At 33.8% G+C, this 18161-nt stretch carries 18 protein-coding genes; 12 read left to right on the top strand and 6 right to left on the bottom strand.

Annotation, left to right across the window (positions count from 1 at the left end; all coding sequences use genetic code 11):
* Positions 1-40: 40 nt before the first annotated feature.
* The 9 genes from pth to ACN0WI_RS03890 all read left to right on the top strand — a co-directional run bounded on the left by pth (position 41) and on the right by ACN0WI_RS03890 (position 8797).
* Positions 41-607, top strand: a complete 567-nt coding sequence (gene pth, locus ACN0WI_RS03930; protein ID WP_417885321.1) for an aminoacyl-tRNA hydrolase — start codon at positions 41-43, stop codon at positions 605-607.
* Positions 608-613: 6 nt separating this feature from the next.
* Complete coding sequence (locus ACN0WI_RS03925; RefSeq protein ID WP_417885320.1) at positions 614-1546, top strand: bifunctional riboflavin kinase/FAD synthetase; 933 nt, start codon at positions 614-616, stop codon at positions 1544-1546.
* Positions 1543-2865: an HTTM domain-containing protein gene (locus ACN0WI_RS03920; RefSeq protein ID WP_417885319.1), complete on the top strand. Its 1323-nt coding sequence runs from the start codon at positions 1543-1545 to the stop codon at positions 2863-2865. The genes ACN0WI_RS03925 and ACN0WI_RS03920 overlap by 4 nt, the downstream gene beginning before the upstream one ends.
* Before the next feature lie 69 nt (positions 2866-2934).
* Positions 2935-4206 carry a serine--tRNA ligase gene (gene serS / locus ACN0WI_RS03915; RefSeq protein WP_417885318.1) on the top strand — a complete coding sequence of 424 codons (1272 nt, stop codon included), beginning with the start codon at positions 2935-2937 and terminating at the stop codon, positions 4204-4206.
* 195 nt (positions 4207-4401) lie between these two features.
* Complete coding sequence (locus ACN0WI_RS03910) at positions 4402-4710, top strand: DUF4286 family protein (protein WP_417885317.1); 309 nt, start codon at positions 4402-4404, stop codon at positions 4708-4710.
* 21 nt (positions 4711-4731) lie between these two features.
* Positions 4732-5577 (top strand): 16S rRNA (adenine(1518)-N(6)/adenine(1519)-N(6))-dimethyltransferase RsmA, encoded by an 846-nt coding sequence (gene rsmA / locus ACN0WI_RS03905; protein WP_417885316.1) that lies wholly within the window; start codon positions 4732-4734, stop codon positions 5575-5577.
* Positions 5558-6913, top strand: a complete 1356-nt coding sequence (mgtE, locus tag ACN0WI_RS03900; RefSeq protein ID WP_417885315.1) for a magnesium transporter — start codon at positions 5558-5560, stop codon at positions 6911-6913. Before rsmA ends, mgtE begins: the two co-directional genes overlap by 20 nt.
* A 271-nt stretch (positions 6914-7184) precedes the next feature.
* Entirely contained in the window at positions 7185-8162 is a 978-nt protein-coding gene (locus ACN0WI_RS03895) for a 2-hydroxyacid dehydrogenase (protein ID WP_417885314.1), read from the top strand.
* Between the two features lie 218 nt (positions 8163-8380).
* Entirely contained in the window at positions 8381-8797 is a 417-nt protein-coding gene (locus tag ACN0WI_RS03890) for an arsenate reductase ArsC (RefSeq protein ID WP_417885313.1), read from the top strand.
* 57 nt (positions 8798-8854) lie between these two features.
* Here the strand turns inward: ACN0WI_RS03890 and ACN0WI_RS03885 are convergent, their stop codons facing one another.
* The 5 genes from ACN0WI_RS03885 to ACN0WI_RS03865 all read right to left on the bottom strand — a co-directional run bounded on the left by ACN0WI_RS03885 (position 8855) and on the right by ACN0WI_RS03865 (position 13817).
* Positions 8855-9517 carry an SDR family oxidoreductase gene (locus ACN0WI_RS03885; protein WP_417885312.1) on the bottom strand — a complete coding sequence of 221 codons (663 nt, stop codon included), beginning with the start codon at positions 9515-9517 and terminating at the stop codon, positions 8855-8857.
* 89 nt (positions 9518-9606) lie between these two features.
* Complete coding sequence (locus ACN0WI_RS03880; RefSeq protein ID WP_417885311.1) at positions 9607-11409, bottom strand: GNAT family N-acyltransferase; 1803 nt, start codon at positions 11407-11409, stop codon at positions 9607-9609.
* Positions 11410-11443: 34 nt separating this feature from the next.
* Positions 11444-12712 (bottom strand): aspartate kinase, encoded by a 1269-nt coding sequence (locus ACN0WI_RS03875; protein WP_417885310.1) that lies wholly within the window; start codon positions 12710-12712, stop codon positions 11444-11446.
* Complete coding sequence (locus ACN0WI_RS03870; RefSeq protein WP_417885309.1) at positions 12709-13191, bottom strand: GNAT family N-acetyltransferase; 483 nt, start codon at positions 13189-13191, stop codon at positions 12709-12711. The genes ACN0WI_RS03875 and ACN0WI_RS03870 overlap by 4 nt, the downstream gene beginning before the upstream one ends.
* Before the next feature lie 149 nt (positions 13192-13340).
* The gene (locus ACN0WI_RS03865; RefSeq protein ID WP_417885308.1) at positions 13341-13817 is read right to left on the bottom strand and encodes a GNAT family N-acetyltransferase; all 477 of its coding nucleotides are present in this window, start codon (positions 13815-13817) and stop codon (positions 13341-13343) included.
* A 91-nt stretch (positions 13818-13908) separates the two neighbouring features.
* Here ACN0WI_RS03865 and fbp point away from each other — a divergent pair, with 91 nt between their 5' ends.
* On the top strand, positions 13909-14919 hold the full coding sequence (fbp, locus tag ACN0WI_RS03860; protein ID WP_417885307.1) for a class 1 fructose-bisphosphatase: 1011 nt from the start codon (positions 13909-13911) through the stop codon (positions 14917-14919).
* Here the strand turns inward: fbp and ACN0WI_RS03855 are convergent.
* Positions 14916-15344: a TerB family tellurite resistance protein gene (locus tag ACN0WI_RS03855; RefSeq protein WP_417885306.1), complete on the bottom strand. Its 429-nt coding sequence runs from the start codon at positions 15342-15344 to the stop codon at positions 14916-14918. The two genes, fbp and ACN0WI_RS03855, sit on opposite strands and share 4 nt — an antisense overlap.
* Positions 15345-15508: 164 nt before the next feature.
* Between ACN0WI_RS03855 and ACN0WI_RS03850 the strand changes: the two genes are divergently transcribed.
* Together ACN0WI_RS03850 and ACN0WI_RS03845 are read left to right on the top strand one after the other, a co-directional pair.
* Entirely contained in the window at positions 15509-16525 is a 1017-nt protein-coding gene (locus ACN0WI_RS03850) for a ligase-associated DNA damage response exonuclease (RefSeq protein WP_417885305.1), read from the top strand.
* Positions 16522-18111: an ATP-dependent DNA ligase gene (locus tag ACN0WI_RS03845; RefSeq protein ID WP_417885304.1), complete on the top strand. Its 1590-nt coding sequence runs from the start codon at positions 16522-16524 to the stop codon at positions 18109-18111. The genes ACN0WI_RS03850 and ACN0WI_RS03845 overlap by 4 nt, the downstream gene beginning before the upstream one ends.
* Positions 18112-18161: the final 50 nt, after the last annotated feature.

Below are 18161 nucleotides of genomic sequence, written 5' to 3'. Positions count from 1 at the left end.
TTTTCAGAACTAGAGAAAAGAAAATGTGAAAATTAAATTGATGAAAAAGTTTTTAATAGTTGGATTAGGAAATCCAGGCTTAGATTATAAAGAAACCCGACATAACATCGGATTTAAAATTTTAGATAGTCTAGCAGAGAAAGAAGATATAAGTTTCACTACAGAAAAATTGGGTGAAATTGCTCAATTTCGGTTTAAGGGTAGAAGTTTTATATTACTAAAACCTAATACGTTTATGAATTTAAGCGGGAAAGCAGTAAACTATTGGTTACAAAAAGAAAAAATAGGTTTAGAGAATCTGTTAGTAGTAACTGATGATCTAAATTTAGAATTTGGTACTATTCGGCTAAAAGGTAAAGGAAGTGACGGTGGCCATAATGGTTTAAAAGATATTCAGGCTCAATTAGGAACAACTAAATATAGCCGATTTCGGTTCGGGATTAGTGCAAACTATTCTAAAGGAAAACAAATTGATTATGTACTGGGAGAATGGGGTGAAGATGAACGTAGCGAATTGCCAGAGCGTTTAGAAAAATCTAGTGAATTAATAAAATCGTTCGCTACGGCAGGTCTTGCTAATACAATGAATACGTTTAACGGAAAATAAATCAACTTGAAAATACATAGCAGCGCATATTCATTTTTAAGTAGCAAGGCAACAGTTGTTACTATCGGTACATTTGATGGTGTACATGCCGGGCATCAAAAAATCATTCAAAAATTAGTAAATACAGCAAAAGCGAATCAATTAGAATCGGTAATACTTACTTTTTTTCCGCATCCTAGAATGGTATTGCAACAGCATAAAAATATAAAGCTTATTAATACCATAGAAGAACGTATCGATATATTGGAGAACACCGGGATAGATCATTTAGTGATCCATCCTTTTACAATGGAATTTTCTCGCTTAAGTGCGGAAGAATTTGTTCATAATATTTTAGTTGAAAAATTAAAGGCTAAAAAAGTGATTATTGGTTACGATCATCGTTTTGGCCGTAATCGTACCGCCGATATTTCTGATTTAAGAGAATTTGGAAAAAAATACGATTTTGAAGTAGAAGAAATTTCACGCCACGATGTAGAAGAAGTTGGAGTGAGTTCTACCAAAATACGAAATGCCATTAAAGATGGGGATGTTCGTAAAGCAAATGCTTTTTTAAAGCAAGCATTTGCCCTGCGAGGAAAAGTAGTAAAAGGCAAAGGACTTGGTAGACAATTTAATTATCCAACAGCTAACTTACAGTTAGAAGAACCCTATAAGCTTGTTCCTAAGAATGGCGTATATGTAGTGAAATCTGAAATTGATGGTGAAGAGTATTATGGGATGATGAACATTGGCACTAATCCTACTGTAGGTGGTGTTGAACGTACAATTGAAACGTACTTTTTTGATTTAGATACCGATTTATACGGAAAAGAGCTTCAAATAGATATTTTAATTCGTATTCGTGATGAAAAGAAATTCGACTCTGTTGAAGAACTTAAGATCGCTATGAAACAAGATGAGGCATTTTCGCTTCAATTTATAAAAGATCAAAAATGATAAATAGATGGCTTTTTAAACAAATTGATAATTCTGCTTTAATATTTTTCAGAATTATTTTTGGTTTTTTAATAGCCTTAGAAGCAATTGGAGCTATTTTTACAGGTTGGATAGATAGAACTTTTATCGAGCCTACATTTACATTCAATTTTATTGGTTTTGATTTTTTACAACCACTTCCAGGGAATTTAATGCTTTACTATTATGCGTTAATGGGAGTTTTTGGTTTATTAGTAATGCTGGGCTTTAAATATCGATTTTCGATGTTTTGTTATACTATTATGTGGGCATCGGTTTACTTAATGCAAAAATCATCGTATAACAACCATTATTATTTATTGTTGCTATTATGTTTTATTATGATTTTTTTACCGGCACATCGAGCCTTATCGTATGATGCTTGGAAAAATAAAAAGATACATCGTATTGCAATGCCACAATGGGTTTGGTTAGTTATTGTATTACAAATATCGATTGTTTATACCTACGGTTCAATAGCGAAAATGTATCCAGATTGGTTAGACGGTACAGTTCCCGAGTTATTAATGAAAGCAAAAAAAAATTATGCATTAATAGGAGATTTTTTACAGCAATCTTGGATTAAATACGTCGTAGCTTATTACGGTTTACTTTTCGATTTATTAATTGTTCCTATGTTACTATGGAAACGTACTAGGTTTTCGTTTTTCTGTTTAGCTATATTTTTTCATATTTTTAATAGTATCGTTTTTCAGGTAGGTATTTTTCCTTATTTGTCGTTAGCTTTTTGTGCTTTCTTTTTTCCTACAGAGCAAATCAATAAAAAATTACTATTCAGAAAAAAAGAATATTATTCAGAAGATCAAATTGTTGTGCCACCTTACCGGAATCTGCTCATAACTATTTTATCGGTGTGGTTTACAATTCAGTTATTATTGCCTTTACGGCATTGGCTTATTCAGGATAATGTGTTGTGGACGGAAGAAGGCCATCGTTTAAGCTGGCGAATGATGCTTCGTTCTAAAAGTGGATATTCTATCTTTAAGGTTGTAGAGAAAGGAACAAAGGACACTATTTATATAAATAAAAAATTGTATTTGTCTAGAAAACAACTTCGGGCTATTAATTCTAAACCCGATTTAATTTGGCAATTTTCACAACATTTAAAAGAAGACTTTGCAGCAAAAGGTAAAGATGTAGAAGTGTATGTAAATACAAAAATATCTGTAAATGGGCGTCCAAAAGTTCAATTAATAAATCCGGATGTAGATTTAGCAAATACCGAATGGAATTTCTTTTGGCATAACGATTGGATTTTACCTTCTAAATTAAACGAATAAATAGCTACACTTTTCCTAAATTTGTAGCTTATACAATTTATTAACGGCAATTAAAATTATAGAGGCCTTATGTTACAAGTTAACAACATCAAAGCGCATAAAGAAGCGTATATTGAAGCATTGAAAAAGAGAAATTTTGATGCTACCTCCATTTTCGATGAGGTACTGAGATTGGATGATTTGAGAAAATCTACTCAGTCCAAACTTGATGAGACTTTGGCCGAATCGAATAAATTATCCAAACAGATTGGTTTGATGTTTAAAAATGGAGAACATCAAAAAGCAACTATTTTAAAAGAGAAAACCGGAACTTTAAAAGAAGATTCTAAAAAATATTCCGAACTTTTAGCAAATACTATTGCAGAGCTAGAAAAACTGCTTTATACTATCCCGAATGTTCCGAATGAAGTAGTGCCTTCGGGAGTTTCAGAAGAAGATAATGAAGAAGTGTTTAAAGAAGGCGATATTCCTGTATTAGCCGAAGGTTCTATGCCACATTGGGAATTAGCTAAGAAATACGATATTATTGATTTTGAATTGGGTAATAAAATTACCGGAGCAGGATTTCCTGTTTATAAAGGTAAAGGAGCTCGGTTACAACGAGCTTTAATTTCTTATTTTTTAGATAAAGCAACTCAAGCCGGATATTCAGAATATCAATTGCCGTTAATGGTGAATGAAGCTTCTGGTTATGGTACTGGGCAGTTACCAGATAAAGAAGGGCAAATGTATCATATGCCGGCAGACGATTTATATATGATACCTACGGCAGAAGTGCCAATTACTAACATGTATCGAGATCGTCTTTTAACAGATAAAGATTTTCCAATTGCTTGTACTGGGTATACACCATGTTTTAGAAGAGAAGCGGGGTCTTATGGAGCTCATGTTAGAGGGTTAAATAGATTGCATCAATTCGATAAAGTAGAATTGGTTCGTATAGAAAAACCAGAAAATTCATATAATGCTTTAGAAAATATGGTAAATCATGTGAAAGATTTACTGAAAGAACTTCAACTTCCATATAGAATTTTAAGATTATGTGGAGGGGATCTAGGTTTTACCTCAGCATTAACTTACGATTTCGAAGTTTTTTCTACCGCACAAGATCGTTGGTTAGAAATTAGTTCTATATCTAATTTTGAAACCTTTCAAGCGAATCGTCTTAAACTTCGTTATAAAAATAAAGAAGGAAAAAAGGAATTGGTACATACTTTAAATGGTAGTGCATTAGCTTTACCAAGAGTATTGGCTGGTATTCTAGAAAATTACCAAACAGAAGATGGAATTAAAATTCCAGAAGTATTGGTTCCATATACAGGGTTTGATATCATCAACTAATATTTTTTAATACAGTATTAATTTAAAAGCGCATTTGAAACCTTCAAAATGCGCTTTTTTATTGCTTGTACATAAGATAAAAATGTTCTTTTTTTACTATAGAATAATCAGAAAAGCATGTATAATTTTAAATGAGGTGAATCACTTTAGTTTTTAATTGTACTTTCGCATTTTTAGAATAAAAGCTATTAAATTATGGTTATCTATAACGTAACGGTAAACGTAGAAGAAGAAGTGCATAACGAATGGAAAAGCTGGATGCAAAAAGAACAGATTCCGGCAATGTTGGCTACGGGAAAATTTACAAAAGCTTTAATGACTAAAGTTTTAGCAAGAGAGCCTATGGGAGGAGTAACCTATTCAATTCAATATACCGCTGAGAGCATGGCGCATTTAAAAACATTTTATGTTGAAAATCATGCCGATATGGTAGCTAAAACAGCTCCTTTTAAAGGAAAGTTTGTTGAATTTACTACAGAGCTTCAGGTTATCGATCAACAATAATAACATAGTAAAAACAGCAATATGAGTAAGAAAAAATATAAAAATGATTACCGTACTAAAGTAGTTCGTCAAGTAAATGAAGATGCCGTTAAAGCGAAAAAACATTTAGGGCAACATTTTTTAAATGATGAGAATATTGCTGAAAAAATTGCAGATACATTAAGTTTTTCCGGATACGACTATGTTTTAGAAATAGGGCCTGGTATGGGCGTTCTAACTAAATATTTGTTAGAAAAAAGTATAGAAGTTCATGTTGTTGAAATCGATTCTGAAAGTGTAGAGTATTTACAAGCACATTATTTAAAACTCCGTGAGCGCATTCACGAACAAGATTTTTTAAAGTACGACCTTACCGCTATTTTTGGTGATAAACCTTTTTCGGTTACCGGAAATTTCCCTTATAATATTTCCACTCAGATTGTATTTAAAGTGTTGGAGATGAGGAATCAGATTCCTGAATTTTCAGGAATGTTTCAGAAAGAGGTGGCTAAGCGAATTTGTGAAAAAGAAGGAAGTAAAGCGTATGGAATACTTTCGGTATTAACACAGGCTTTTTATGAAGCAGAGTATTTGTTCACTGTGCCTCCTACGGTTTTTAATCCGCCTCCAAAAGTAGATAGTGGAGTATTGAGGTTAACAAGAAAAGAAAATTATGAGTTACCTTGTAACGAAAAATTATTCTTTAGAGTTGTTAAAACAGCTTTCCAACAACGCCGTAAAACCTTAAGAAATAGTTTAAAAACTCTTAATTTACCAGGCAGTTTACGAGAAGATGCTATCTTTGGTAAACGCCCAGAACAGCTTAGTACGGAAGATTTCATATCATTGACACTAAAAATTCAGCCCTATGCAGTTTCAAATCAGTAACGAACTAATTGAAAAAATTCAATTCCTCATCGAAACAAAGAAAGATGAAGAGTTGAAACTGCATTTAGATGATATTCACCATGCTGATATTGCAGAAATCGTTACAGAACTTAGCCAAGAAGATGCGATCTATCTTATAAAATTGCTTGATAGCCATAAAACGGCAGAGGCAATTATGGAATTAGAAGATAGCGTTCGGGAACGTATCCTTGAATCACTTTCCGCAAAGGAAATTGCGAATGAGTTGGTTGAAATGGATACTGATGATGCTGCCGATATTATTAACGAACTATCAGTAGAGCTTCAGCAGCAAGTAATTTCTGAAATAGATGATGAGCAGCATGTAGAAGATATTGTTGAACTTTTACGTTACGATGAAGATTCTGCCGGAGGTTTAATGGCAAAAGAGTTGGTGAAAGTTAATGAAAATTGGAGTGTGGTTGGCTGTATGACAGAAATGCGAGCACAAGCAGAAAATGTAACTCGTGTACATTCTATTTATGTGGTTGATGATAAAAATAGGCTAAAAGGAAGACTCTCCTTAAAAGATTTACTTACTGCGCATAACAACGAAAATATACGTGATATTTATATCCCGAATGTAGATTATGTAACAGTTCATACCGAAGGTGAAGAAGTGGCCAGAATAATGCGTAAATACGACTTAGAAGCCATCCCTGTGATTGATGAGGTTAAAAGATTAGTAGGGCGCATTACAATTGATGATATTGTCGATTTTATCAAAGATGAAGCAGATAAAGATTATCAGATGGCAGCTGGTTTTTCTGAAGATATAGAAGTAGATGATAATGTTTTTAAACAAACCCGTGCCCGATTACCGTGGTTGCTTATTGGTATGTTCGGAGGTTTAGGAGCTGCTAGTATAATTTCAGGATTTCAAGGCGCTATGCTAACCTTCCCGAAGTTATTATTATTTGTTCCTTTAATTCAGGCAACAGCAGGTAATGTTGGGGTGCAATCAAGTGCAATTGTAGTACAAGGTTTAGCTAATGGTACCCTAAAAGGAAATATAATAGCTAAACGATTATTAAAAGAGACTTCTTTAGCTATAGTAAACGGACTTTGTATTGCAATAATAGTATTCTTTATAAGTAGCTTTGGTTTTCATACATCATATACCGAATCGATAAGTATTGGTGTAGCTTTAATATCTGTAATATTATTAGCAGCTGTAATAGGAACGATAATTCCAATAGTGTTAGATAAAAACAATATAGATCCTGCTGTTGCTACAGGGCCATTTATTACTACGAGTAATGATGTTTTTGGTATTCTGACTTACTTTTTGATTGCAAAACTTATTTTGGGATTTTAAGATTCTGCCTTTTTTTCTTCAAAATATTGAAAGGATTTGCTAAATTTGAAAGCTCGTAGCGGTTGAATATGACACTTTTCAAATTTCAACAACATACTTTCTCAAAAACGCTTTTTAAAATTAAAAGTATCGAGTACTTTTTTAATTCAATTCTTTTATATCAAAAAAATCAAACATTTTTAAGTGCATATAATGTATTTAAAAGTGAAGCGTTTTACTGTATTAGCTATTCTATAGAGCAATCACTAAATACTAATAAAAACTTTTTAAAATGATTATTTTACACGCCGATACCAATCATCCTAATTTGATGAAGTTATTGGCAGATGCGGGGCATCACAATATCGAAGGATTTAATCAAACCAGAGAGGAAACTATACAAAATCAGCATCTTTATGATGGAATTGTAATCCGTAGCCGGTATACAATCGATAAAGATTTTATAGATGCAACTCCTAATCTTAAATTTATTGCAAGAGTAGGAGCAGGTCTAGAAAATATAGACGTTGAATATGCAAAAAAGAGAGGCGTAAAATTATTTTCTGCACCAGAAGGTAACAGAAATGCAGTAGGTGAGCATAGCTTAGGTATGTTGTTATCTCTTTTTAATAAACTAAATAAAGCAGATAGGGAAGTCCGAGAAGGACTTTGGGCTAGAGAAGATAACCGAGGAATAGAGCTAGACGGTAAAACCGTAGGACTTTTAGGATACGGAAATATGGGAAAAGCTTTTGCTAAAAAATTAAGAGGTTTTGATGTAGAAGTTATTTGTTATGATATTAAAGAAGATGTAGACGATAGTAATGCAACCCAAGTAAGTTGGGAAGAATTCACTAATAAATGTGATGTAGTAAGTTTACATGTGCCGTGGACAGAAGTCACTAATAAAATGGTAAATGCCGATTTTATTAGTCAATTTGCAAAACCTTTTTGGTTTATAAATACTTCTAGAGGTAAAAATGTAGTTACTGAGGATTTAGTAGCTGCCTTACAATCTAAAAAAGTATTAGGTGCCGGATTAGATGTTTTGGAATATGAAAAATCTTCTTTTGAGAGTCTTTTTGCAAATAAGAAATATGTAGCGGTAAGTGCGGCTGAGGCAGTTCCTAAAGCCATGCAAGAATTAATGTTTATGCCTAATACTATATTGAGTCCCCATATAGCTGGATGGACAGTAGAATCTAATAAGCGTTTAGCAGAAGTTATTGCTAACAAGATAATTGAAGAATTTGGTGAAGCCGAAAAGTAATCGGACTTAAACCTTTATTTAAAAGTCTGAAGTATGTTACTTCAGGCTTTTTTATTTTCAATTTAATACAAATAATAACGTATTGTTAATAGGTTAATTTCAAATAGGCTTAACATACAAGAAACAAACCTCTATAATTTCCTTTCTATATTAGCGAAAATCACTTAAAATTTTCAGTAGTTGAATATTTTAGCAGGTAATGTAAAGCAAAAGCTTCTATGAAAAATGTCCTTGTGTTGTGTACCGGAAATTCTTGCCGTAGCCAAATAGCTCATGGTTACCTTAACTATTTTGGAATGAAAAAAGCTCAATTTTATAGTGCAGGGGTTGCAAAACATGGAGTAAAACCAAGATCTATTGCCATAATGCAAGAAGATGGGATTGATATTAGCGATCACACTTGTAATTTAGTAGAAGAATATGAAAATGTGGATTTTGACTTTGTGATAACGGTTTGTGATCATGCCAAAGAGACTTGTCCCGTATTTTTCTCGGAAAAAACGAAGGTGCTTCACCAGAATTTTAAAGATCCATCTACGGTTAAAGGTTCGGATAGAGAAATACATGATGCTTTTGAGAAAGCACGAGACGAAATAAAATTGTATTGTAAAAAATTTGTGAGAGAATATTTATAAATCAATTAAAAAAGGATGGTTTTTTACCATCCTTTTTTAATTGATTTTTTCTAATTTTCATCCAATTCCGCTAAGTTCAATAAGTGCTTGTTTAATTGGAGTTTCTCCTTCAATAGCTTCAAAAACCATATTTTTAGTTAACGGGTCAGCCAACGCCATTACCATAATAAAAGCAACATCATCACGAGGAATTTCTCCATACTCTCCTAATTGTTTAGCTACTTTTACTTTTGCAATTCCCATATCATCACTTAACTGTCCGGGTCTTACAATTGTATAGGTAAGTCCGCTAGCTTGCAAATACTCATCCGCTGCTTTTTTTGCTTTTAAGTAATGCTGCATACTTTCATCAGCTTCTTCAGGATTATTAGTTCCCATTGAGCTTAATAAAATAAATTTTTTCACTTTGTTCTCTTTGGCAGCATCAATTAGTTTTTTAGCGCCTTCTTCATCTACACTAGTTGTTTTATCGGCTCCGGTTTTACTTCCTGATCCTGCCGCGAATATTACTTTATCGATTTCAGGAACTTTTTCGAAAGCCTTATTTACATCGCCTTCTAAGTCGGCTAATACACTTTTAACTCCCATATCGTCAAAAATTTGTTGCTGCTCTTCTTTACGAATCATAGCAACGGGAGCGAAACTTTCTGAGCTATTTAGTATTTCGACTATGCGCTTACCGGTATTTCCAGTAGCACCAGCAATTAATATCTTTTCCATAACAATTTTTCTTTTTTTGGAAGATATGAATTGACGTATTTCTTACCTAAATATGGATTGAGAATAACATGAAATTAACAAGAAAACCATCAATTTTCGGCAATTTTATCTTCTTCTAATTTCTTCTGAAATTCTTCCATTACGGGTTTTACTGTGCTTTCCGGTAAGTCTGAAATCTGAATGTACATAAGCCCATCTACGGAATTGTTAAAAAGCGGATCTACATTAAAAGCTACAACTTTAGCATTTTGTTTAATGTATTTTTTGATAAGCACCGGTAAGCGTAGGTTTCCGGGTTCAATTTCGTCAATTAATTTGTCGAATTTATTAAGGTCAGCATCGTTTTTATCAAACACAATATTTTTATCGGCATCTTTAAGTTTTACCTTAAATTCTTTTTTAGGTCTAATATATTGAGCCACATACGGGTCGTAATAATTAGAGCGCATAAATTCTATCATTAATGATTTTGAAAATTCAGAAAATTTATTACTTATACTTACTCCGCCAATTAAATATTTGTTTTCAGGGAAGCGCAGTGTACAATGCACAATGCCTTTCCATAGTAAAAATAGAGGCATTGGTTTTTGCTGATATTCTTTAACGATGAAGGCTCTTCCCATCTCAATAGATTCGCTCATCATTTGGTGAAGTTCAGGCTCAAAGCGGAATAAATTCTGAAGATAGAAACCATCGATTCCGTGTTTCTCAAAAATTTCAGAACCCATCCCCATTCTATAGGCTCCAACTACTTTTTTAGCCTCGTTGTCCCAAAGAAATAAGTGGTAGTAATAATCATCAAATTCATCTAAATCTGATGCGTTATTAGTGCCCTCTCCTATTGCTCGAAAAGTGATTTCTCGTAATCGTCCAATTTCTTGTAAAATGTGTGGAATAATTTCTTTTTTTGCTAAAAAGACTTCGTAATTTTTACTATCTAATAATTTTTTATCGAGTTTTCGGCAATTTTCGATTTCTTCTTCCATCAATTCGGTCTGAATCTCTGTAGCGATTTTCTTTGGAAATTTTGGAAGTTTTAAAGTTTGCGGTAGTTTTTCGAAGAGTTTTTTCTTTTCAAAAACATTGGCTAACATATAGGTTTTACGGCGTAAGTAGGCTGTAAAAGTTTCTAAATCTTTATATTTTGATTGGTCTTCTACGGATATCGGGTTCCCGATACGCACTTTTATTTTGCGGCGTTTTTGCGATAGCATTTCACTAGGTAGCTTCGCGGTTCTAAACACGTCGCTCATGGAAGCTAATCGATAAAAAAATGTACTATTTTTTGCATGAAAATAGATTGGGATTACCGGAACTTTTGCTTTCTGGATTAATCGCATTGCAACTGGTTCCCAAGGTTTATCTACAATAAGTTTTTCATCTCTATAAGTAGATACTTCTCCGGCAGGAAACATCCCCAGAGCATGCCCATCTCGTAAATGACCTAAAGCTTCTTTAATACCACCAACGCTAGATTTAGCATCTTTATGGGTTTCAAAAGGGTTAACCGCCATTATAAATGGTCGCAAAGGATCTAATCGATGAAGTAAAAAATTAGCTATTATTTTATAGTCTTTTCGTTGAGCTAATAATAGTTTCATTAATATCATTCCATCAATTCCACCAAGCGGGTGATTGGCAATCGTAATAAAAGGCCCTTCTTTTGGAATTCGTTTTAAATCTTTTTCGGGAATATCGAATTGAATTTCAAAACCTTCTAGTATAGAATCTATAAATTCAGTTCCTTCTAGGTTCTTTCGTTTTTGATATTCTTTATTAAGGCGTGATAATTTAGTAGTTCGTAAAACCATCCACCCCATAGAGGTGCCAAGAAGACCGAGCTTCTCTAGCTTCATTATTTTGGCAACTTCTTTGGCAGTAACAAATCCCATGGGTTATGATTAATTTTTATCAAATATATTAAATCTAGAAATTCTTTATTTCTACAGTAACCATTTGCACAGTATTATGCGTAAGTTGTTTTAGTAGAATTTGCTTCCCGTTTTCGATGCGGTCTATCGATTGAGGATCGAAGTGCCTAATAGTGTATAAAGAAACTCCCGTAGTGTAAGATACTTTAAAACGAGCTTTAAGTTCTTGAATTAGAGCTGAAAGTTGGTTAAATTTATTATCTACACAAACCGAAAAGCTGATGGCTGAATTTTGAATAAGATCTACTTTCATTTGATATTTATGGAACAGATTAAATACATCTCTAATATTTTCTTCTACCATAAAAGAGAAATCTAAGGTAGAAAGTGAAATGAGTACCAAATTTCTTTTCACTATAAAACAAGGAATTGCAGGTTGTACAGGTTTACCATTTCCTTTACAAACGATAGTTCCCGGATTATCTGGCTCGTAGAATGATTTAACCTGTAACGGAATTTCTTTTTTTTGAAGGGGTTGAAGTGTTTTAGGGTGAATTACAGAAGCACCGTAAAAAGCTAATTCTATAGCCTCCTCGTATGAAATTTGATGAAGTAATTGTGCATTTTCAAATACACGAGGATCTCCATTTAAAACTCCGGGAACATCTTTCCAGATAGTTACGCTTTCTGCATTTAAGCAATACGCAAAAATACCGGCAGTATAATCACTACCTTCTCGACCTAAAGAGGTTGTAAAGTTGTTAGTATCTGAACCTATAAATCCTTGAGTGATGTTTATTGTATTTGGTTGAATCCCCTCCAAAATATTTTTTTGAGTTTTTTCCCAATCTACATTTGCATCTCTATAAACTGTGTCTGTTTTTATATAACTTCTGGCATCTAACCAAGTGTTTTTAATGCCTTGTTCTGCTAAAAATTCACTTACAATGGTGGTTGAAAGTAATTCTCCAAAACCAATTATTTGGTCGTATACAAAATCGTATCCATTCGATTTATTACCGATTAAAAAAGCATTTAATTCTTCGAATAATTGATTGATTTTTGGATACACAGCAGCTTTCTCACTATTAAATAACTCTTGTATAATCAGATTGTGAAATTGTTTTAAATCTACAATTTCTTCTGAAGGAAAACTACCACTTAAATATTTTTGAATAAGCTTTTCTAATGCATTAGTAGTTTTGCCCATTGCAGAAATAACAATGAGTAAATCTTTAGCATTATGCTTATGTAATACTTTTAAAACATTATAGACACTTGCTGCATCTTTTACAGATGCACCTCCAAATTTGAAGACTTTCATTCGTTATATTCTTCTATTTTCTTTTTTATAACGTTCTCGGACATGTGTACCGTATACCAATTCTTTTTAATATTTGCACCAGAGTTTTCATAAAACTCTATAGCGTTTGTATTTCCTTCGGAAACAACCCATTCTACTCGTTTTACATCATGGTCGTATCCATATTTTACTACGCGTTGGTATAAAGCTTTTCCTAGCCCCGTTCCTCGGTGACTTTCAGTAACAATTAAATCCTCTAAATGCACAGTTCGTCCTTTCCAAGTAGAAAATCGAAAATAGGCTAAAGCCATTCCTACAATTTTGTTTTCTACTTCAGCAACAAAACATTTAAAATTACCGTTTTCAAAACCTTCTTGTTCAAGATCGGAAACTGATATTTCTACTTGTTCAGAGGCATTTTCATGTTTTGCTAATTCATTTATCAATTCTAGTACCTGAGGCATATCGGTACGTTTTGCCTCTCGTATAATATAATTCATAGTTAAAAGCTTAAGTTAACAAAAATAGCAATCTAATTCTATAAACTATAGTAAACAAGAGACCTTTGCTAAAGCTTAACGTTATTTAAGTGCTAATTGAATAGTAAAACATATGTGCTAATAATAAATTAGCTTCTATGTATTGAATTTTAGTTACTACAAAAGGCATCAATAGCTTCTTTGTCCATTTGTACGGTTTGCCAATCGTCAAATACTGTAGCGCCACTTTTTTTATAGAAGTTTACAGCATTTGTATTCCAATTCAGCACAACCCATTCTACACGTTGGCATCCTTGTTCTTTAGCATGTTCAATTACTTTGCGGTATAAGTGTTTCCCTATACCTTTATTTCGAGATGATTTTTTTACCACTAAATCTTCTAAATGTATGGTTTTGCCTTTCCAAGTAGAATATCGATTGTAAAATAAAGCCATACCTTCTATAGTTCCATCAATTTCGGCAACAAAACAAGAAAATAAGGGAGCTGTTCCAAATCCGTCTTTTTCCAAATCTCGTATGCTTATTTGTACGGCTTCCGGTTCATTTTCAAATTCAGCAAGTTCCTGTATTAGTGCAAATACAGCTGGCATATCTTTTTTTGTGCCTTCGCGAATAATAAGATTCATAAATTATATTTTAAAATATGTTAAATTGTTATCGAAAACGTTATAAATAGCTATAAATTGAATAATTTAGATATAAACTGCAAAATATCAAATGGCTAACACAAGACCAACACTAGGAGAGTTTATTATCGATAATCAATCAGATTTTCCATACTCAACAGGAGAATTATCAAGGCTTATTCGTTCAATTAGATTAGCTGCAAAAGTTGTAAATCACGAAGTAAATAAAGCTGGACTGGTAGACATAACCGGAGCAGTAGGTGAGCAAAATATTCAAGGAGAAGAGCAACAAAAATTGGATGTTTTTGCTAATGAAACTTTTATTAAAACCTTGACAAATCGCCAAATTGTTTGCGGAATAGCTTCTGAAGAAAACGATGAATATATTACTATTTCGGGAAGTAAAAATGATAATAAAAACAAATATGTGGTCCTGATGGATCCATTAGACGGTAGTTCTAATATAGATGTGAATGTATCGGTGGGAACAATTTTTTCTATTTATCGTAGAGTAACACCTATAGGAACTCCGGTAACCGAAAAAGATTTTTTACAACCCGGTAATTTGCAGGTAGCCGCTGGATATATTATTTACGGAACTTCAACAATGTTAGTTTATACCACAGGTCATGGTGTGAATGGTTTTACTTTGAATCCTGCTTTAGGATCTTGGTATCTTTCTCATCCAGACATGAAGTTTCCTGAGATAGGAAGTATATATTCAATTAATGAAGGAAATTATGCACATTTCCAAACAGGTGTAAAAAAATACATAAAATATTGTCAGGAAGAAGAAGGAGATCGCCCTTATACTTCAAGATATATTGGTTCTATGGTTTCAGACATTCATCGAAACATGATTAAAGGAGGTATCTATATTTATCCAAAAAGTTCTAAGCACGAAAAGGGAAAACTTCGTTTGCTGTACGAATGCAATCCTATGGCCTACATTGTAGAGCAGGCCGGAGGAAAAGCTACTGATGGTTACCAACGTATAATGGATATTAAACCAACCGAATTGCACGAGCGATCTCCCATTTTCTGCGGAAGCAAAAAAATGGTGGAAAAAGCAGAAGAATTTATGAAAGCATTTGAGGATTAATCCTGCTTGTTTAATAAATACTGATAATCTTCAAAAGGAATCTGCCCACTAAAAATCCGGATAGATTTTTTGATAATATTTTCTGAAGCCTCGCTGGAAAAACCAAGGCCAATAGCATAACGTTTAATTAGCCCGGCTTCTTCTTCTTCAATACGGCTATCTGCAAAAATAATCTTAAAAAGATCATGAAGACGTTCTAATCTTTTCTCGCTATTGTGAGAAGCGGTAAGGGGATATGCTTTAGGGTTTTCCAATACTTTTTGATATTCACTCTCAGTAATATCTAGCTTTCCGGCAAAGCGCCTTAATAACTTTTCTTCTTCAGTATTAATTTCACCATCTATAGCGGCAAGATTTACAATAGCCGCAAAATGGCTTAAATTTCTTAAGTGCTCTCCTGAGCCGAACAAATCTGAAAATGACATATTTAGGGATTTTGGCAGTAAATATAAATAAAGACTTTAAAATTTTGTTGAAAATTTAGATTTTTCGTAATCAAAGAATTACTAATCTTTTCTTAATCCCTTTTTTAGCCTTTCTATTTTACCTAATTTCATGACAATTGCAGCTGAATAAATAAGCTTTATAGATGAAAACTCCCTTGTTGGCATTTAATGAAAAAGGAATTTACTGTGCTCAGGCCGATGTTTATCTGGATCCATGGCGGCCAGTAGATAAAGCAATTATTTCGCATGGACATGCTGATCATTCTCGTTGGGGGCATAAGAAATATATTACTCATCATAGTAATATACCAATTATAAAACATCGGTTAGGAGAAATTAATGTTAGTGGTAAAGACTGGGATGAAACTTTTACTGTTAATAACGTGAAATTTTCTTTTCATCCTGCTGGGCATATTATTGGTTCTGCTCAAATTAGGGTGGAATATAAAGGTGAGGTTTGGGTGTTTACAGGTGATTACAAAACCGAGGCCGATGGATTAGCTAAACCTTACGAACCTGTAAAATGTCATACCTTTATTACTGAATGCACTTTTGGTTTGCCGGCTTTTAAATGGCAACCGCAGGAAGAGGTTTTTGCTGAAATAAATAACTGGTGGCAACAAAACCAGTCGGAAGGTAAAACATCGGTAATTTTTGGTTATTCATTAGGAAAAGCACAGCGATTACTGAAATATTTGGATCCTTCTATTGGAAAAATTTACACACACGGAGCAATTGAGAATATGACTGAGGTTTTACGGCCGCAACTAGAAATGCCTGAAACTATAAGAATTACCCGTGAAGTAAAGAAGGAAGAAATTAAAGGGAATATTGTGATAGCACCGCCTAGTGCTCATGGTACTCCTTGGATCAAAAAAATGGTGCCTTACGTTACCGCTTCAGCAAGTGGATGGATGACGTTTCGGGGGGCACGCCGCCGCCGGGCCATCGACCGCGGATTTGTACTTTCCGACCATTGTGATTGGAAAGGCTTATTATCTTCTATAAAAGAAACAGGAGCTGAAAAAATTATTTGTACGCACGGATATACCGATATATTTTCGAAATATCTTAGAGAGCTTGGTTATGATGCAAGAACCGAGCAAACGCAGTATGAGGAAGAAAACGCCGAGCAAACTTCTAAAACCGAAGACGAATGAGACAGTTTGCAGAACTTATAAAAACACTGGATACCACTAATAAAACGACCTTAAAGGTTGAAGCATTAACCAAATACTTTAATAATGCTCCTAATCGCGATAAAGTCTGGACGATAGCCATTCTTTCTCATCGCCGTCCGCCAAGGCCTGTAAATACAACGTTAATGCGGGGGTGGGCTTCAGAAATTGCAAATATTCCGTTGTGGTTATTTGAAGAATCGTATCATATTGTAGGTGACTTAGCAGAAACTATTGCTTTAGTAATCCCGCCTTCTCAAGACTCTTCAGAAAAAAGTTTGACGCAATTTTTACAGGAAATCATCGATCTAAAACCAAAATCTGAAGAAGAGAAAAAAGAATATTTAAAAGAGAATTGGCTCAGTTTAAATTATTACGAGCGTTTTGTATTCACTAAACTAATTACCGGAAGTTTTAGAATTGGAGTGAGTCAGAAGTTAATGACTAGAGCACTTTCTAAAGCTACAGCTATCGACGAGGATATATTGGCATATAAATTAATGGGCGATTGGAATCCGGCGAAAACCTATACTAAGCTGATATTAGAAGAAAACGAAGAGGATTTTTTATCCAAACCTTATCCGTTCTATTTGGCCTATGCCATCGAAGATGAACCAAAAGATTTAGGTGATGTTAGCGAATGGAGTGCAGAGCATAAATGGGATGGTATCCGATCGCAGGTAATTGTTAGAAATGATGAATTATTTGTATGGAGCCGTGGGGAAGAACTGGTCACTGATAAATATCCGGAATTCGAAAAATTTCTCGGTGTAATTCCTAACGGAACAGTGATCGATGGTGAAATTTTACCTTATCCTGAAGGAGAAATCGGAACTTTTAAAGATTTGCAAACTCGTATCGGTAGAAAGACCATTTCAAAAAGCTTATTGAAAAAAACACCGGTGATTCTAAAAGCCTACGATGTGTTAGAATGGCAAGGCGAAGATATTCGGCAAAATGCATTTCAGGAACGCAGAACGATTTTAGAGAAATTATATGCTGAAGTTAGGTCTGACAAGCTGCCGTTACATTTATCGCAAACCATTCAGTTTAAAAGTTGGGAGGAAGCTGCTGAAGAAAGAGAACGTTCTAGAGAAGTAAAATCTGAAGGTTTAATGCTGAAGCGTTTGGATTCTCCATATTTGGTAGGACGTAAGAAAGGTGATTGGTGGAAATGGAAAGTTGATCCATTAACTATTGATGCAGTACTTACCTATGCAATGCGTGGTCATGGTAGACGAAGTAATTTATTTACCGATTATACTTTTGGTTTATGGGATGAGAAAAAAGAAGAGTTGGTCACTTTCGCCAAAGCGTATAGTGGTTTAACCGATGCTGAATTCAGAAAATTAGATGCCTGGATTAAGAAAAACACCTTAGAACGATTTGGACCGGTAAGAAGCGTAACGCCGCATCATGTTTTTGAAGTGGCTTTTGAAGGAATAGCTGAGTCTAAAAGGCATAAAAGTGGGGTAGCGACCAGGTTTCCGCGCATTTTACGCTGGCGTACCGATAAGAAAATTGAAGAAGCCAATACGCTCGAAGATTTAAAAGCACTAATTCCATAATTCAGGATATAATTTTATAAATTTTTTAATGTCAGTCTGAACAATTTGGT

Origin of the sequence: Zunongwangia sp., from assembly GCF_048269745.1 — a bacterium.
Classification (GTDB): Bacteria; Bacteroidota; Bacteroidia; order Flavobacteriales; family Flavobacteriaceae; genus Zunongwangia.
The sequence above is the reverse complement of the archived record's forward strand: the minus strand, read 5'-3'. Positions and strand labels throughout refer to the sequence as shown.

Excerpts from the sequence above, each read along its gene's own strand:
- ACN0WI_RS03875 (WP_417885310.1), bottom strand. The coding sequence starts at position 12,712 with ATGAAAGTCTTCAAATTTGGAGGTGCATCTGTAAAAGATGCAGCAAGT.
- ACN0WI_RS03880 (WP_417885311.1), bottom strand. The coding sequence starts at position 11,409 with ATGGGATTTGTTACTGCCAAAGAAGTTGCCAAAATAATGAAGCTAGAG.
- ACN0WI_RS03865 (WP_417885308.1), bottom strand. The coding sequence starts at position 13,817 with ATGAATCTTATTATTCGCGAAGGCACAAAAAAAGATATGCCAGCTGTA.
- pth (WP_417885321.1), top strand. The coding sequence starts at position 41 with ATGAAAAAGTTTTTAATAGTTGGATTAGGAAATCCAGGCTTAGATTAT.
- ACN0WI_RS03850 (WP_417885305.1), top strand. The coding sequence starts at position 15,509 with ATGAAAACTCCCTTGTTGGCATTTAATGAAAAAGGAATTTACTGTGCT.
- ACN0WI_RS03885 (WP_417885312.1), bottom strand. The coding sequence starts at position 9,517 with ATGGAAAAGATATTAATTGCTGGTGCTACTGGAAATACCGGTAAGCGC.
- ACN0WI_RS03895 (WP_417885314.1), top strand. The coding sequence starts at position 7,185 with ATGATTATTTTACACGCCGATACCAATCATCCTAATTTGATGAAGTTA.
- serS (WP_417885318.1), top strand. The coding sequence starts at position 2,935 with ATGTTACAAGTTAACAACATCAAAGCGCATAAAGAAGCGTATATTGAA.
- ACN0WI_RS03845 (WP_417885304.1), top strand. The coding sequence starts at position 16,522 with ATGAGACAGTTTGCAGAACTTATAAAAACACTGGATACCACTAATAAA.
- fbp (WP_417885307.1), top strand. The coding sequence starts at position 13,909 with ATGGCTAACACAAGACCAACACTAGGAGAGTTTATTATCGATAATCAA.
- rsmA (WP_417885316.1), top strand. The coding sequence starts at position 4,732 with ATGAGTAAGAAAAAATATAAAAATGATTACCGTACTAAAGTAGTTCGT.
- ACN0WI_RS03920 (WP_417885319.1), top strand. The coding sequence starts at position 1,543 with ATGATAAATAGATGGCTTTTTAAACAAATTGATAATTCTGCTTTAATA.
- mgtE (WP_417885315.1), top strand. The coding sequence starts at position 5,558 with ATGCAGTTTCAAATCAGTAACGAACTAATTGAAAAAATTCAATTCCTC.
- ACN0WI_RS03870 (WP_417885309.1), bottom strand. The coding sequence starts at position 13,191 with ATGAATTATATTATACGAGAGGCAAAACGTACCGATATGCCTCAGGTA.
- ACN0WI_RS03890 (WP_417885313.1), top strand. The coding sequence starts at position 8,381 with ATGAAAAATGTCCTTGTGTTGTGTACCGGAAATTCTTGCCGTAGCCAA.
- ACN0WI_RS03855 (WP_417885306.1), bottom strand. The coding sequence starts at position 15,344 with ATGTCATTTTCAGATTTGTTCGGCTCAGGAGAGCACTTAAGAAATTTA.
- ACN0WI_RS03910 (WP_417885317.1), top strand. The coding sequence starts at position 4,402 with ATGGTTATCTATAACGTAACGGTAAACGTAGAAGAAGAAGTGCATAAC.